Genomic DNA, 15,284 nt, shown 5'->3' on the forward strand with positions numbered 1-15,284 from the left:
ACCGTCCCACTGCCATGACCCCGCAGCAACAACGCATCGGCGTGCTCACGCCTTCCTCCAACACCGTGCTGGAGCCGCTCACCAGCGCGATGCTCGCGGGCGTGCCCGGCGTCACGGCTCACTTCGCGCGCTTCGGCGTCACCGAGATATCGATGGGCCCTGCCTCGCAGGGCCAGTTCGGCGAAGCAAGGATCCTCGAGGCCGCGCGGCTGCTGGCCGACGCGCGCGTCGGCGCGATCTGCTGGAGCGGCACCTCGGCGAGCTGGCTCGGCTTCGCGCGCGACCGCGCGCTGTGCGAGCGCATCAGCGCGGCCACTGGCATTCCCGCCACGACCTCGGTGCTGGCGCTCAACGAACTGCTGGCGGCCCAGGGCGCGCGCACGCTCGGCCTGGTCTCGCCCTACGTCGGCGAGGTGCAGCGGCGCATCGTCGTCAACTATGCGGCGCTGGGCATCGACTGCGTGGCGGAGCGGCACCTCGACCTGACCGTGAACTTCGCCTTCAGCGAGGTCGCGCCCGACACGCTGCGCCGCATGCTGCGCGAGGTCGCGCAGGCGCGGCCCGAGGCGATCGCCATCATGTGCACCAACCTGCGCGGCGCGCAGCTCGTCGAGGAGATGGAGCGCGAACTCGGCATTCCGATCTACGACTCGGTCGCGACCGTGGTGTGGCGCGCGCTCGGCCTCGTGGGTGCCGATCCGCGCCGCGTCAGCGGATGGGGTGGGCTGTTCGGCTCACGGCCCACCTGAGCGCGCGCCGAGGCGCTCGATGTAGGCGCAGAACATGTCGGCCATCGCATCGGCGTAGGCGCGGATCTGCGCCGGCGTGCGCGGGCTTTCGGAGAACTGCTTGCCGACCGCGCCGAGCGTGCTCGTGATCAGCTCGCCCGCGAGCCTGCGCCGGGCCGGCGATGCGCCCGGCAGCACCTCCTGCATGAAGCGCCGGATCGTGCGCGCGCCCGAGGCCTTGACCGCCTGCGCCTCGGGCGCGTCGCGGTAGAGCGGGGCGGCGTCGCTGAGCGCGACGCGCATCTCGGCCTCTTCGCATTCCGAGCGCACGAAGGCGTGCACCAGCGTGCGCAGGCGTTCGAGCGGCGGCTTCGCGGCGTCTTCGAGGATGCCCGAGAGCATCTCGCTGGTCTGGCGCCATTCGTCGCTCTGCAGCCGGAACAGGATCGACGCCTTGTTGGGAAAGTACTGGTACACCGAGCCGACGCTCACGCCGGCCCGCTCGGCCACGCGCGTGGTGGTGAAGCGCTGCGCGCCTTCCCTCGAGAGAACCTGAACAGCGGCTTCGAGGATGGCCGCGACGAGATCGTTCGAACGGGCCTGTTGGGGCTGTCTGCGGGAGGAGAGCGGGGTGCTGCGGCGTGCGGGCATGGCGTGGCTTCGGAACGCGAATGGAAAACATGAATGTTCCTTCATATTATCGATGCACTCTCTCTCATTCGAAGGAAGCACAGATGACCACGCTCACCACCGCGCCGCTCGCGCCCTTGCTCGATCGCCTGTTCGCCGAGGCCGCCGCGACCTCGCCCGCGGACGACCCGGCGATGGCCGCGCTCGCGGGCGAAGACCATGCGCGGCTGATGCGCAGCAAGACCGGCTACCTCGCGTTCTACGGCCAGCTCAAGGACTACGCCCTGCCGGTCTCGCGCGAGGCCGGCGCGCTGCTCTACATGCTGGCGCGCCACGGCGGCGCGCGCAGCATCGTCGAGTTCGGCACCTCGTTCGGCATCTCGACGCTGCACCTCGCCGCGGCCCTGCGCGACAACGGCGGCGGCCGGCTGATCACCACCGAGTTCGAGCCTTCCAAGGTGGCGCGTGCGCGCGCCAACCTCGAAGCGGGCGGCCTTGCCGACCTGGTGGAGATCCGCGAAGGCGATGCGCTGCAGACACTGCGCACCGGGCTGCCCGAGACCGTCGACCTGCTGCTGCTGGACGGCGCGAAGGGGCTCTATCCCGAGGTTCTCGCGCTGGTCGAGCCACGGCTGCGCCCCGGCGCGCTGGTGGTGGCCGACAACGCGGACTACAGCCCCGAGTACCTCGCGCGCGTGCGTTCGCCGGCCGCGGGCTACCTCTCGGTGCCGTTCGGCGGCGACCTGGAGCTGTCGATGCGGCTCGGCTGAGCTTTCCGTTTCCACGCCAGTCCTGCTGGCCGTAAGCGTCTCACGTCAGGCAACGCACACCACGATCCCCGGCGATCGGGTGCGCTGCCGCGCGTCGGCTTTTGCGTGCCCGCGTCGGGGAACAAGCCTGGACCGCCATGACTTCTCCATCGACCTCCTTGTCGACATCCACCGCCGTGCCGCAGCAGCATCGTCTGCTGCTGCTCCTGGCGGTGCTCTTCATCGCCTACCTGTGCGTCGGCATGGCGCTCGGCAGCGTCGCGCCGTTCGTGACGGCGCGGCTCGGGCTGGGCAATGCCTGGGCCGGGCTCGGCGTGGGCGTGGCCTTCCTCGCCACCGTCGCCACGCGCGCGCATGCCGGCAGCCTCTCGGACCATCGCGGGCCGAAACCCGCGGTGGCGCGCGGCCTCGTCTGCTGCATGGCGGGCGCGGCGACGGCCCTCGTGGCCGGCCTGCCGCTGCCCTCGACGGGCCTCGCCTATGCGGCGCTGCTCGCGGGGCGCCTGCTGCTCGGCGTCGGCGAAAGCTTCGTGACCGTGGGCGTGATCGGCTGGGCCATCGGCATGGCCGGACCCGCCCGCTCGGGCATGGTGCTGGCCCGCGTCGGTGCCGCGATCTACGGCGCGCTCGCGCTCGGCGGGCCGATCGGGTTGTTCCTGTTCGAAAGCGGCGGCTTCGCGCTCGCGACGGCGGCCGGCGCGCTGCTGCCGGGCCTGGCGCTGCTCGCGATCCGGCGCACGGCCGGCATCGTGCCGCAGGCCGCCGCGGAGCGGCCGCCGTTCGCGCAGGTGCTCGCACGCATCGGGCCGCACGGCGCCATCGTCTGCCTGCAGGGCATCGGCTTCGCCGCGATCGGCGCCTTCTTCGTGCTGCATTTCCGCGCCCAGGGCTGGCCGCATGCGGGGCTCGGCCTCACGGCCTTCGGCAGCGGCTTCGTGCTCGTGCGGCTGGCCTGTGGCCGGCTGCCCGACCGCTTCGGCGGCCTGCCGGTGGCGATCGGTTCGCTCGCGATCGAGGCGCTCGGGCAGCTGCTGATCTGGCAGGCGGCCGGCCCGGCGTCGGCGCTCGCCGGTGCCTTTCTCACGGGGCTGGGCTGCTCGATGGTCTTCCCGGCCATGGGGCGCGAGGTGGTGCAGCGCGTGCCGCCGCATCTGCGCGGCACCGCGCTCGGCGCCTTCTCGGCCTTCCAGGATGTCGCCTACGGATTGACCGGTCCGCTCGCGGGCCTGCTGGCCGACCGCGCGGGCCCGGCCGGCGTGTTCCTGGCCGGGGCGGGCGCGGCGGCGGCGGGCCTGCTGGTCGCGCTGCGGCTGCTGCGGCGCTGAGGCGCCGAACTCAGAGGTCCCGCACCTGCGACCGCGCGCGGGCCGCCCACCTGCTTCTGGGGTGAGCCGTTCCTAGGCCGTGGCCCGTTCGGCTGTCTTCCTCGACATCGCGGCGAGCACCGCGGCTGCTGCCAGCGCCGTCAGCTCGAACCCTGCGAACACCATGTCCTGCTGACGAATGCTGGCCAACAGGTGGCGGCTGCCGAAGAGCGTGTTCCACACCGGCAAGGCCGCGAACAGCACGGCAGCCGTCGCAAACAGTTCGACCCACGCGCGGCGAACGGGCCTGGCGATCGCGTACAGCAGCGCGAGCGCCAAGGCGATGAAGAACAGGTGGATCTCCCACTCGCGCCGGTTCGCGAGCGCCAGCGGCAGCAGCCGATTGCCCCAGAAGAACACGGCCATCGCCACGGGCAGCCCCGCGATGGCGGCGATGTTGAGCCGCTCCACGAGGCTGAAGCCGAACGCCGGCTCACCGGCGCGCGCCTGCTTCGCGCGCCGCTTGACCGTCCACAGCACCAGCCCCGTGGCAACCATGCCCGCACCGGCCAGGCTCGACAGGAAATACAGCCAGCGCGTCGCCACATCGGCGAAGCGCGCCAGGTGCAGCCCGTACAGCACGCCTCGCATTTCGGCGACGGGGCCCACCTGGTCCTTGACCTGCCGCAGTTCGCCGGTCGCACCGTCGAACACCAGGTAGCGCGGGCTCACGGACACACGCTCTGCATCGCCGCGCACGATGCGCACGCGCGATGCGGCATCGCCCGGGTTGTCGACGATCAGCCGCGCCACGCGGCCGCTCCCCCAGCGCCGCTCGGCCGCGTGCACCATCGCGGCCGCGTCGGGCAGCGGCCCGGGCATGCCGCTCGGCGTGCTCGCCGGCAGGAGCGCCGTCATTTCGGCCCTGAGCGACTGGCGCATCTGCGCGGGGTCGGGCGCGCTGTCGATGCCCCAGGGCATGTACAAGGTCATCAGCGTGACCAGACCGGTGTAGGTGATCATCGAATGAAAGGGCAGCGCGGCGACGGACAACAGGTTGTGCGCATCCAGCCATGAGCGCTGCCCCTTCCCGCGGCGGAAGGTGAAGAAGTTGGCGAAGATCTTCTTGTGGGTGATCACGCCGCTGACCAGCGCGACCAGCATGAACATCGTGGCCAGGCCCACCAGCCAGCGCGCCGCCACGCGCGGCAGGTAGTGCAGCGAGAAATGAAAGTAGTAGAAGAACTCGCCGCCGTCGGTGTCGCGCGCGGACAGGCGCTTGCCCGTGAGGGGATCGAGCATGGCGCGGCCGTGGTCGTCGCCGATGCGCCAGGACGCGGCGACGACGTTCCTGCGCTCGTCCGCGAGCTCGACCACCCATTGGGACGCGCCCGGGGCGAGCAGCTGCAAGCTCGCGATGGCCGACACCGCACTGCCGGCGGCATCCGGCAGCTGCTTCAGCGCCGGCAGCTCGGGGCGCATCCACTGGGAGATCTCTTCGCGGAAGTAGCTCGCCGCGCCGGTCAGGAACATCGCGTAGAGCAACCAGCCGAACAGCAGGCCGGTCCATGTATGCAGGCCGGCCATGGACGGGCGCAGGCGCGGCGCGGCGGCTTTCATGCACCCGCCGACGCCCAGGTTCTGCCTGCGAGCACGAGCAACGGCATCGCGGCCACTGCCAGGCCGAGCCAGGCACGCCGCGCGCTGCGTGCGGCGAACACCCAGACCGCCGCACCCGCGTATACGAGGAAGCTGGCCTGCATGCCGGCGAGCACGGCCTCGACGGGGTCCATGGGCAGGGCCAGTGCGGCCGCGCTCGTCAGTGCGGCCAGCGCATAGCCGCCGAACAGCGCGGCCACGATGCGCGACAGCAGGGCGGCCCGCTTGCGGCGTGCCGCGGCGTGCGACAGCGGCATCAGAAGCGGTAGAGCGCGCTCAGGTTGGCGGTGCGCTCCGCGCTGCGATAGCAGAGGCTGCCGTTGCAATCCATCAGCGATTGCTTGTTCAGCAGGTTGCTGAGGTTGAGCGAGACGCGCCAGGGTCCGCGGTCGAAGCCGAATGCCAGGTCGACCATCGCGATGCCCGGGTTCGTGATGTTGGCGTTGCCGGTGTCCCAGGCCGAACGCGCCTTGCCCAAATAGCGCACGCCGAGGGCGGCAAAGGCGCGGGTCGCGTCGCCCACGGGAAACGCGTACTTCCCCCACACCGATACGCTGTGCCTCGGCGCGCTCATCTGCGGCAGGCCGAGGTCGCCGTCGTTGCTGCGCGTGATGCGGGTGTCCAGGTAGGTGTACTGGGCGACGAGGCTGATGTTGTTCGTCACGTCGGCCCGGGCTTCGAGCTCGAGCCCGCGCGACCTGACTTCGCCAGTCTGGATGACTTCGCCGGGCGCCTGCGGCGCCGCCGTGGTCACGTTGCTGCGCACGATGTCGAATACCGAGGCTGTGTAGCTGGCGTTCCTTCCGTTCGGCTGGTAGCGCACGCCCGCTTCGATCTGCCGGCCCTTCGAAGGCTTCAGCAGGTTGCCGTTCAGGTCCTTGCCGATCTCCGGCGAGAAGGAGGTGGCGTAGTTCGCATAGGGTGCCCAGCCGGAATCGAACAGGTACACCACGCCGACGCGGCCGGTGGTGGCGCTGGCCGAGGTGTCGTAGATCTCGCTGCGCTCGCCGGTGTTGCCGAAGGTGCGGGTGCCGGTCGCTTCGGCCTTGTCGTGCCGCACGCCGGCCGTGAGAACCCAGCGGTCCCACTTGATCTGGTCCTGCAGGTAGAGGCCGACCTGCTTGGACGGCGCACGGTCGACATACGGATCGGCGGCCGGCGCCAGCGGCTGGTGCATGTACACGGGCGCGAACAGGTTCATCGACGGCAGCAGGGGGCGGTCGTACGGAAATTCGTCGGTGGTGCGCGACCGAGCGTAGTCGACGCCGGCCAGCACGGTGTGCTTCAGCGGGCCGCTGTCGAAACGGGCCTGCACGCGCGTGTCGAGCAGCAGGCCCTTCCAGTGCGTCTCGCGCGGCGAGAAGCTGCGGCCGAGCGTGTAGCCGTCGGCGCGCAGGCCGCGCGGGAACACGTTGGTCTCGGAGCGGTCGAGCTCGCTGTAGCGCATGCTCTGCTGCACCGACCAGGTGTCGTCGAAGCTGTGCTCGAACTCGTAGCCGAGCATCTTGTTGTCGCGCCGCCAGCGGTTGTCGTCGGCGCCGATGTTCACGCGCGGGCTGGTTTGGCCGAACACGCCGGGCTGCTCCAGCTGGTTCGGCCAGGCATAGGCCTGGTTGTCCTTCTGGTAGCGCCCGAGCAGCGTGAGCCGGGTGCTGGCGCTGGGCTGCCAGGTGAGGGCGGGTGCGATGAAGAGGCGGTTGTCGCGGTCGCGGTCGAGCCGGGTGTTCGATTCGCGCCCCAGCACGGTGAGGCGGTAGGTCCAGTCGCTGTCGCTGCCGAGCGCACCGGAGAGGTCGGCCTTGAACTGCTTGCGGTCGTAGCTGCCGTATTCGATGCCGATCTCGCGCAGGGTGTCGGCGCTCGGGCGCTTGCTCACGGCGTTGACCATGCCGCCCGGCGGCATCTTGCCGTAGAGCACCGACGCCGGGCCGCGCAGCACTTCGAGCCGTTCGAGGCCGTAGGGTTCGATCGGCGCCGCATAGGAACGGCCCGAGGTGAGCAGGCCGTCCATGAAGACGCCGGCGGTGCCGAGCTCGAAGCCGCGCAGCAGCGAGAACTCGTCGACCGCCCAGGGCTTGAGGTTCGGCGTGACGCCGGCGGTGTAGCGCAGCGCCTGGTCGAGCGACTCGGCCTTGCGGTCGCCGATCTCGTCGGCGGTGATCACGGAGACCGACTGCGGGTTCTCGATCAGCGCGGTGTCGGTCTTGGTGGCCGTGAGGCTGCGCCGCGCGACGTAGCCGTCGACGCGGCCGGTGGGCGTTTCGCGCTCTGTCGTGGCCGTCACCGTGACGGGCGACAGCATCACGGCGCCGGCATCGGCCGCGCCGCTGCGCGACGGGGCGCCTGCCTTGCGCAGCATCGAGCCGCCGCTGCCGCTGCCGACGACTTCGTAGCCGCTGCCGCGCAGCACCTGCTCGAAGCCTTCCTGCACGGTATAGCGCCCGCGCAGCCCCGGGCTGCGCAGCCCGGCGAGCGTGGCGGGCTCGAAGATCAGCTGGACGCCGGCACTGGCGGCGTACTGCGCCAGCACATCGGCGAGCGGGCCGGCGCCGATCGCGAACTGGCGTGCGCCGTTGCCCGCCGGCTCGGCCGCGAACACGGGGTTGGCGGCCAGCGCGGCCATGCCCACGCCGCCGACGAATGCCGCGCGAAGCGCCGCGTGCACTGCCGCGGCAGCGAGGGTGACCGTGGCGGTCCCGGGGTGGTGGTGCCTGCGCGCGTGCTGCGATCCCATGTGTCTGCGTCCTTCGGTGTCTGTGATGGCGGGTGGGCGCATCGGCATCGATGCGTCTCTCCCCCTCACACCGGACGAGACGAAAAAAGTGATCACCCGGCCGCGAATCTTTTTTGCCGACCGGCGAGGCGGTCGTTCGGAAGAGCCGCGCGCGCCCTCAGCGCGGCGCCACGGTGACCCAGTACCGGGTCGCCTGCTCGATGCGCAACGGCAGCGAGCGCGCCAGCAGCGCCAGACCGGCGTCGGTGTCGGCCAGCGACACGGCGCCCGACACCCGCAGGTCGGCGACCGCCGGATGGCAGCGCAGCACGCCGCTGCGGTAGCGGCCCATTTCGGCGACCACGTCGGCCAGACGCATGTTCCGCGCGAGCAGCATGCCCTGCTCCCACAGCGTGGCGCTGCTCTCCACCGCGGCGGCCGGGCCGATGCCCCCGGCCTCGAAATCGGCCTGCGTGCCGGCCCGCAGCACGCGCGACGCACCGTTGGCCGGGCGGATGTCGACGGCGTGCTCGAGCACCGCGACGCGGGTGGTGTGGTCGTCGAGGCGGCGCACGCCGAAGCGCGTGCCCAGGGCCCGCACCGTGCCCTGCGCGGTCTGGACCACGAAAGGCCGGTAGGTGGGCGAGGGGTCGGCATGCGTGGTGACGAGGATCTCGCCCGCCTGCAGCCGGATGCGCCTTTCGGCGGCGGTGAACACGATGTCGACCGCGCTCGCGGTGTTGAGCACCAGCTGCGAGCCGTCCGCCAGCACCATCGAACGGCGCTCGCCGGTGGCGGTGGCGACGTCGGCGGTCCATTCGCGCCAGGGCATGTGGCGCCACGCGAGCCAGCCGGCGGGCGCGGCGACCAGCAAGGCGCCCAGCATGCCCATGCCGCGGCGGCGGCTGGGCCGCTGCATGGCCTGCAAGGCATCCCTGCCGATGCCTGCAGGAACCTGCGCGAAGACCCCCAGCAGGGCCTCGGCCCGCGCCCAGGCCGCGCCATGCGCCGGGCTCTGCCGACGCCACCGGTCGAAGCCCGCTTGCGCCTTCTGGGCTTCGTCGCCGTAGCGCAGGGTCAGCAGCCAGTCGGCAGCTTCGCTCAGGAGCTGGGGATCGAGGTCGGTCTCCCCCCGGGTCGGCTGCTGGCTGTTCATCGCATTCGGGCGGCCGCCGCTCAGGCGACGGACATGCAGGCGATCAGCGCCTTGTGGATGTGGCGGCGCACCGTGATCACGGGCATGGCCATGCGCTCGGAGATCTGCTGCAGCGTCAACGCATCGAACTGCGCGAGCAGGAAGACCTGCCGCGTCCGGGCCGGCAGGCTGGCCAGCATGGCCTCGATGCGCAGCAGCGATTCGATGATGAGCATGCGGGCCTCGGGCGAGGGCACTTCCGGCTCGGGCAGGTGCGCCACCGCCTCGAGGTAGGCCCGCTCCACCTCGCGCCGCCGCCAATGGTCCGCCACCAGGCCCTTGGCCACATGGGTCAGGAAAGCGCGCGGTTCGGCCCCGAGGTTGGTGGTGCGCGATGAAACCATCAGCCGCACGAAGGTGTCGTGTGCCAGATCGGCCGCATCGCAGGCATCCCCCAGGCGACGGCGCAGCCACCCCAGCAGCCAGCCGTGGTGATCGCTGTAGAGAAGTTCGATGGGTTGGCGAGGAAGGCCGGCGGCGGGCATGGGGCGCAGTTCTGGAGGGCGGACGTCGAATCGTCGATGCGAATGGTTCGCAATTGTATTGGTAAACGATTTCATGAATCTGCCGCCGCGCGCCGCGGATCAATGCGCGGCGCGCTTCATCCGCCGCGCGGCCTCGAGGACCTGCTGGCGCAGCGACTGCACGGTGGGATGCGCCTCCATGTCCTTGAGCGTGAAGAAGCTCACCGGCGGCAGGTTCCAGCTCAGCTTGTAGGGCAGCGCCGCCCATTGGGTCGTGCGCTCCATCTCGACCACGACGTCGCGCGCGAAGATGGTGACGGCGTTGGGCTCCTGGCGCAGCACCATCTCGATGGTGCGCAGCGAGGTGGTCTCCAGGATCGGCATCGGCGGCTGGACACCGGCGCCGACGAAGACGGCGTTGTAGGTCCTGCGCATCGGGGTGTTGGGCGGCGGAAGAATCCAGTCGAGCTGCGCGAGCCGCGCCCAGTCCAGCGGCCCGCGCGACAGGCGCTTGACGTTCTTCGCGCCGACCACGAGGCAGGGCTCCTGCTCGTAGATGGCCTGCTGCACCAGTCCGCCGGCCTCGCCGTCGTAGGAACGCCCGATGGCGCAGTCGATCTCGCGCGCGATCAGGCCGGCGACCAGCTCGTCGGTGGTGCCTTCGCGCGTCATCACCGAGATGCGCGGCGAGCGGTCGATCAGGTGCGTGAGCGCCGCCGCCATGAGCTGGTGCGGCACCTGCTGCGTCAGGCCCAGCCGGATGCGTCCGCTGCGGCCGGCCTCGAGCGAGGTGAGCACGCGCGTGGTCGCCTCCAGCTCGGCGAGCCAGCGCCGGGCGCAGTGGAGCGCGGCCTCGCCGGCGGCGGTCGGCACCAGGCCGCGGCTGGTGCGGTCGAACAGGGTGCTGCCGAAGATGTCCTCCACCTCGTGCAGGGCCTTGGTGATGGCCGGCTGGCTCAGCTGCATCTCGGCTGCCACCCGCACGAGCGAGCGATGGCGGTCCACGGCCTGCAGCAGCGTGAGCTGCCGCAGCTTCAGGCGGGAGAGCAGTGCGTGCTGCAGCGCGGCGGCGGGGTCGATCGCAGTGGCCAATGCCTTAACTCCATGGTTATAGGTCTATGAGAATTTATTTCATTTTTGTGAAGACGCGGGTCTAGACTTTTTCCATGGACCTCATCGACGCAGCGGCGAACAGTCTCATCACAGCCGAGTTTCTGGACGAGCTCGCGAGCGCGCGAGATGCCGAAGAGGCCCTGCGCCGCATCGACCGGCAGCGCGCGCAACTGGTCCCGGGCGGCATCTTCAGCATCCAGCAGAACGTGACGACGGCGCGCGACGCCGCCGGCGAGATCCTGCTGCGGCGCTTCTATTCGTCCGAAGCGGGGACATTCCCGGTCCATGGCGCGAAGCGCAAGACGATGACGCCCTGGACCGAACGCCTCTTCGTCCAGCACCGCCCCTTCGTCGGCGAGGGCGAGCAGGTGCTTGCCGCGACCTTCGACGACTTCGCGCAGATGCGCGCCTACAGGCTGCGCAGCGTCGTCAACGTGCCGATGCTGCAGGGGCGGCTCTGCTACGCCACCTTCAACGTCTTCGGGACCGGCGCGCGCTGGCAGCCGCAGCAGCTGCTGGGCATTCGCGTGCTGGCCCTCGCGGCGGCCCGCTGGGTGCCGTGCGCGCCGGGGCTGGCCTACACGCTCCCGGGGACCGAAGCCGCCATCCGCGACACCGGCGTGCTGCCGATGCCGCTCGACTGAAGAGAGGGAAACGCGATGCCCGTGAGCGCCCTGCACCACTTCACGATCCGCTGCACGCCCGACGAGCTGCCGCCGCTGGTCGATTTCTACACGCGCGTCATGCGCCTCGAGCCCGGGGCGCGGCCGGAGATCCCGGCGCCCGGCGCGTGGCTGTACGCGCACGGCCAGCCGATCGTGCACCTCTACGCGCACCTGAGCGAGCCCGACCGGCCGGTGCAGCCCGTCACCGGGCACGTCGATCACATCGCCTTCCGCTCGCAGGGACTGGCCGAGATGCGCGCGCACCTTCGCGCGCTCGACATACCCTTCGACGAGGCGCCCATCCCGGGCTGGGCGATCCACCAGCTCTTCCTGCGCGATCCGCGCGGCCTCAGGATCGAGATGACCTTCTGGCTGGACCAGGAAGCCGAAGGCGCCGCATGACGCACTTCGTGCACGCCGGCGACCAGCGCATCGCCTTCGATCGCCAGGGCGAGGGTCCGCCGCTGTTGCTGATGCATGGCGCGGAGGCTTCCCGCCAGATGTTCTCGGCGCTGGTGCCGCAGCTGTCGAAGCACTTCACCGTGATCTCGTACGACCAGCGCGACTGCGGCGAGACCGAAGGCCCCGAACTGGCCTCGACGCTCGCCGACCTCGCGGGCGATGCGCAGCAGCTCATTCAGGCGCTGGGGTTCAAGCGCTCGCACGTGTTCGGCTCGTCCTTCGGCGGGCGGGTGGCGCAGGCCCTGGCGCTGCTGCACCCGCGCTTCGTCGATCACCTGGTGCTGGCGAGCACCTGGCCGCTGCCCAGACCCTACGAGGAGCTGTGCCCCGACGCGCCCCGGCTCGCCGAACTGAGGCGCGGGCTGCCGGACACGGCCGAGGAACTGGCGACCTGGTTCTTTCCCGAAGCCTACCTGCGCGAGCAGCCGCAGCTGCGGCGCCTCTTCGCCCAGGCGCGGCCCGCGTCGGCGCGCGCCGCGCGCCGCGCCGCCACCGTCACGACCACGCTCGAGCTGGGCGTGGCCGACATCCTCGCGCCCACCCTGGTGCTGGCCGGAGAACTCGACCGCGTCGTCCCCCCGGCCGTGACCCTCGCCATGGCGGGACGGATCCGGGGCGCCGACGCGGTGCTGCTGCCCGGCGTCGGGCACGTCGGCGCGATGCAGGCGCCGGAGGTGCTGGCGCACCACATCGTCCGCTTCCTGAACCCCGAAGGAGCCCAGCCATGAGCACGAACCACGAACGCGCGGGCGGACGGCCCGACTACATCCGGGTCGAGGGGCTCTCGAAGCACTTCGGCGACGGCGGCGATGGCGTGCTCGCGCTGAAGGACATCGACTGCACCATCGCGCAGGGCAGCTTCGTGACCATCGTCGGTCCGAGCGGCTGCGGCAAGAGCACCCTGCTGCGCATCCTCGCGGGCCTGCTCGACTACGACGTCGGCCGCGTCACGCTCGACGGGCAGCCCATCCGCGGCACGCGGCGCGACGTGGGCGTGGTGTTCCAGAGCTCGATCCTGCTGCCCTGGCGCACGATCCTGGAGAACGTGATGCTGCCGGCCGAGGTGCTCGGCATCCCGGCGGCACAGGCGCGCGAACGCGCGATGCGGCTGCTTCAGATGGTCCGGCTCGAGGGCTTCGAGCACAAGCTGCCGCGGCAGCTCAGCGGCGGCATGCAGCAGCGCGCGTCGATCGCGCGGGCACTGCTGCACGACCCGAAGATCCTGCTGATGGACGAGCCCTTCGGTGCGCTCGACGCGATGACGCGCGAGCGCATGAACCTCGAGCTGCAGCGCATCTGGATGGAGAGCGGAAAGACCGTGGTGCTGATCACGCACTCGATTCCCGAGGCCGTCTTCCTCGGCGACAGGGTGCTGGTGATGTCCCCCCGCCCCGGCACCCTGGAGCGCGTGCTGCCCATCGAGCTGCCGCGTCCGCGCGCCATGGAGGTCATGTCGCATCCGGTCTTCGCCGCCGCGACCGCGTCCATCCGCGAGCGCTTCTCGCACGCCGCTTCGTTCGATTGATTGACCTGGAAGGGATGCCATGACCACCGCCATGCTCACCACCGATGAACCCGCCGCGCCACCCTCCGACGCGGCGCCGGGCCCGGCGAAGCCGAGGGGTGCTCCGCGCCGGGGCCATCCGCTCGCGTCGACGCGGGTGCAGTCGCTCCTGCTGCTGGCCGCGCTGCTCGGCGCGTGGGAAGCCGCCGTCCGGATCCTGAAGGTGCCCAGGCACCTGGTGCCGCCGGTCAGCGACATCGCGGTCGCGCTCTGGCGCGGCCTCGCGACCGGCCCCATGGCGAAGGACGGCTTCTGGTATCACGGCGGCGTGACCGTGACCGAGATCCTGCTGGGCTTCCTGATCGGCAGCGGCATCGGGCTGGCGATCGGCATCGTGGTGTCGCAGATGCCGAAGGTCGAGGCGCTGCTGGAGCCCTACGTGGCGGCCCTGCAGAGCGTGCCGAAGGTGGCCATCGCGCCGGTCATCGTGGTGTGGCTGGGCTTCGGCATCGGCTCGAAGGTGATGATCATCTGCCTGCTGACCTTCTTCCCGGTGCTGGTCACCAGCATCGCGGGCTTCAAGGCGGTGGACCCGGACCGGATCGACCTGCTGCGCTCGCTGTCCGCGACGCGATGGCAGATCTTCCGCAAGGCCAAGTTCCCCAGCGCGCTTCCCTACATCTTCGCGGGCCTGAACATGGCGGCGGCCTTCAGCGTGGTGGGCGCGGTGGTCGGCGAGTTCGTCGGTGCGCAGGCCGGGCTGGGCGTGCTGATCCTGCAGATGGAGGCGCAGATGGACACCGGCGGCAGCTTCGCGGTGTGCGTGCTGCTCTCCGTGATCGGCATCCTGCTCACCTGGCTGCTGCGGCGCATCGAGCGGCGCGTGCTGCACTGGATGCCGGCCGACACCTCGCAGCGGACGGTCAACGTCTGAGCCCGGGCGGCCAGCCCATCCCTTGATGAAGGAGCGAACCATGTGGACGCGACGTGATTTCGGCCTGGGCCTGGGCGCCCTTGGGCTCGGTGCCGGCCTGCCGGCGATGGCGCAGAACCTGCGGATGATGCGGGTGGCGAACACGGTGGCGGTGAACGATCCGCAGCAGTGCTTCTGCACCGCGGGCCAGCATCCCAGGCTCGACTTCTACAAGCCCCGGGGCGTGGACGTGGAGTACGTCAACATGTCGAGCATGACGCAGGCGCTGCAGAGCCTGCGCGGCGGCCATGTGGAGTTCGGGCCCGCCATTCCCGGCGTGCTGCTGCCGGCCATGGCGAAGGATCCGGGCCTCGACCTGGTGGTCGTGTACAAGTGGCTGCCTCGCAATGCGAACGTGATCGTGGTGAAGCCGGGCAGCCCGATCAAGTCGGCGGCGGACCTCGCGGGCAAGCGCATCGGCGTGCGCAGCCAGGGCGATACCGGCATCGTCGTCACCCGGACGATGCTGGCCGAGCTGGGCCTGAAGGACGACCGGTGCGAGTACATCGCCATCGGCGACGGCGCGCCGGCCGGCGCCGCGATCGACAACGACCGGGTGGACGCGATGGTGGCCTTCGACACCGCCACCGCGCGCATCGAGCTGGTGGGGACCAAGCTGCGCTACGTGCCGCTCACGCCGAAATTCGCGCAGCTGGGCTCGGGCTGGATGTGCGTGCCGCGCAAGCTGCTGAAGGAGGACCGCAAATCGCTGGTGGCGCTGTTCCAGGGCATCGCCAAGTCCACGATCTTCTCGAACGCCAATCTCGAGGCGGCCATCGACCTGCACTGGGCGGTGTACCCCGAGAGCCGGCCCAAGGGCCGCAGCCCGGAAGAGGCGCGCAGGGAACTGGCCTTCATCCTCAAGGACCGCAGGAACAGCTGGATGCGCCGGCCCGACGATCCGGACCAGCGCATGGGCGCCTCGTCGCCGGCCGAATGGAAGGCCAACATCGAGATGACCGCCGAGAGCACCCGTAACCCGAAGCTCGCCGAGGAGCTGGGCGACCCCGGTCGCCTGTTCACCAACGAGCTGATCGACGACATCAACGCCTTCGACAAGCAGGCGGTGGTGCAGATGGCCCGGGAGTTCCGCCTGTAGGCGGC

General features: G+C 70.8%; 16 protein-coding genes. 9 read left to right on the top strand and 7 right to left on the bottom strand.

Annotation, left to right across the window (positions count from 1 at the left end; all coding sequences use genetic code 11):
- Window positions 1–14 precede the first annotated feature (14 nt).
- Window positions 15–749, top strand: a complete 735-nt coding sequence (locus M2165_RS01010) for an aspartate/glutamate racemase family protein (RefSeq protein WP_280812799.1) — start codon at window positions 15–17, stop codon at window positions 747–749.
- Here the strand turns inward: M2165_RS01010 and M2165_RS01015 are convergent.
- Window positions 735–1,379 carry a TetR family transcriptional regulator gene (locus M2165_RS01015; RefSeq protein WP_280812800.1) on the bottom strand — a complete coding sequence of 215 codons (645 nt, stop codon included), beginning with the start codon at window positions 1,377–1,379 and terminating at the stop codon, window positions 735–737. The two genes, M2165_RS01010 and M2165_RS01015, sit on opposite strands and share 15 nt — an antisense overlap.
- A gap of 83 nt (window positions 1,380–1,462) precedes the next feature.
- On the opposite strand from M2165_RS01015, the gene M2165_RS01020 reads away from it, so the two are divergent.
- Both M2165_RS01020 and M2165_RS01025 read left to right on the top strand, forming a co-directional pair.
- On the top strand, window positions 1,463–2,128 hold the full coding sequence (locus tag M2165_RS01020; protein ID WP_280812801.1) for an O-methyltransferase: 666 nt from the start codon (window positions 1,463–1,465) through the stop codon (window positions 2,126–2,128).
- Between the two features lie 158 nt (window positions 2,129–2,286).
- Window positions 2,287–3,453 (top strand): MFS transporter, encoded by a 1,167-nt coding sequence (locus tag M2165_RS01025; protein WP_280812802.1) that lies wholly within the window; start codon window positions 2,287–2,289, stop codon window positions 3,451–3,453.
- Window positions 3,454–3,525: 72 nt separating this feature from the next.
- Here the strand turns inward: M2165_RS01025 and M2165_RS01030 are convergent, their stop codons facing one another.
- The 6 genes from M2165_RS01030 to M2165_RS01055 form a co-directional block, all read right to left on the bottom strand.
- Window positions 3,526–5,052: a PepSY-associated TM helix domain-containing protein gene (locus M2165_RS01030; RefSeq protein WP_280812803.1), complete on the bottom strand. Its 1,527-nt coding sequence runs from the start codon at window positions 5,050–5,052 to the stop codon at window positions 3,526–3,528.
- Window positions 5,049–5,348 carry a DUF3649 domain-containing protein gene (locus tag M2165_RS01035; RefSeq protein WP_280812804.1) on the bottom strand — a complete coding sequence of 100 codons (300 nt, stop codon included), beginning with the start codon at window positions 5,346–5,348 and terminating at the stop codon, window positions 5,049–5,051. The genes M2165_RS01030 and M2165_RS01035 overlap by 4 nt, the downstream gene beginning before the upstream one ends.
- Window positions 5,348–7,825 carry a TonB-dependent siderophore receptor gene (locus M2165_RS01040; RefSeq protein ID WP_280812805.1) on the bottom strand — a complete coding sequence of 826 codons (2,478 nt, stop codon included), beginning with the start codon at window positions 7,823–7,825 and terminating at the stop codon, window positions 5,348–5,350. Before M2165_RS01040 ends, M2165_RS01035 begins: the two co-directional genes overlap by 1 nt.
- Before the next feature lie 157 nt (window positions 7,826–7,982).
- Window positions 7,983–8,960 (bottom strand): FecR domain-containing protein, encoded by a 978-nt coding sequence (locus tag M2165_RS01045; protein ID WP_280812806.1) that lies wholly within the window; start codon window positions 8,958–8,960, stop codon window positions 7,983–7,985.
- Window positions 8,961–8,980: 20 nt separating this feature from the next.
- Window positions 8,981–9,484 (bottom strand): sigma-70 family RNA polymerase sigma factor, encoded by a 504-nt coding sequence (locus M2165_RS01050; protein WP_280812807.1) that lies wholly within the window; start codon window positions 9,482–9,484, stop codon window positions 8,981–8,983.
- 99 nt (window positions 9,485–9,583) lie between these two features.
- Window positions 9,584–10,555, bottom strand: coding sequence for a LysR family transcriptional regulator (locus tag M2165_RS01055; RefSeq protein ID WP_280812808.1), 972 nt, complete (start codon window positions 10,553–10,555; stop codon window positions 9,584–9,586).
- Window positions 10,556–10,629: 74 nt separating this feature from the next.
- Between M2165_RS01055 and M2165_RS01060 the strand changes: the two genes are divergently transcribed.
- Genes M2165_RS01060 through M2165_RS01085 form a run of 6 tightly spaced genes read left to right on the top strand, consistent with a single transcriptional unit; the run spans window position 10,630 to window position 15,279 of the window.
- The gene (locus tag M2165_RS01060) at window positions 10,630–11,220 is read left to right on the top strand and encodes a GAF domain-containing protein (protein WP_280812809.1); all 591 of its coding nucleotides are present in this window, start codon (window positions 10,630–10,632) and stop codon (window positions 11,218–11,220) included.
- Between the two features lie 15 nt (window positions 11,221–11,235).
- The gene (locus M2165_RS01065; protein WP_280812810.1) at window positions 11,236–11,643 is read left to right on the top strand and encodes a VOC family protein; all 408 of its coding nucleotides are present in this window, start codon (window positions 11,236–11,238) and stop codon (window positions 11,641–11,643) included.
- Window positions 11,640–12,431, top strand: a complete 792-nt coding sequence (locus M2165_RS01070) for an alpha/beta hydrolase (protein ID WP_280812811.1) — start codon at window positions 11,640–11,642, stop codon at window positions 12,429–12,431. Before M2165_RS01065 ends, M2165_RS01070 begins: the two co-directional genes overlap by 4 nt.
- Window positions 12,428–13,228, top strand: coding sequence for an ABC transporter ATP-binding protein (locus M2165_RS01075; RefSeq protein ID WP_280812812.1), 801 nt, complete (start codon window positions 12,428–12,430; stop codon window positions 13,226–13,228). Before M2165_RS01070 ends, M2165_RS01075 begins: the two co-directional genes overlap by 4 nt.
- A gap of 19 nt (window positions 13,229–13,247) precedes the next feature.
- Window positions 13,248–14,141 (top strand): ABC transporter permease, encoded by an 894-nt coding sequence (locus M2165_RS01080; protein ID WP_280812813.1) that lies wholly within the window; start codon window positions 13,248–13,250, stop codon window positions 14,139–14,141.
- Window positions 14,142–14,181: 40 nt separating this feature from the next.
- Entirely contained in the window at window positions 14,182–15,279 is a 1,098-nt protein-coding gene (locus M2165_RS01085) for an ABC transporter substrate-binding protein (protein ID WP_280812814.1), read from the top strand.
- The last annotated feature ends 5 nt before the right edge of the window (window positions 15,280–15,284 follow it).

The organism is Variovorax sp. TBS-050B, assembly GCF_029893635.1.
Taxonomy (GTDB): Bacteria; Pseudomonadota; Gammaproteobacteria; order Burkholderiales; family Burkholderiaceae_C; genus Variovorax.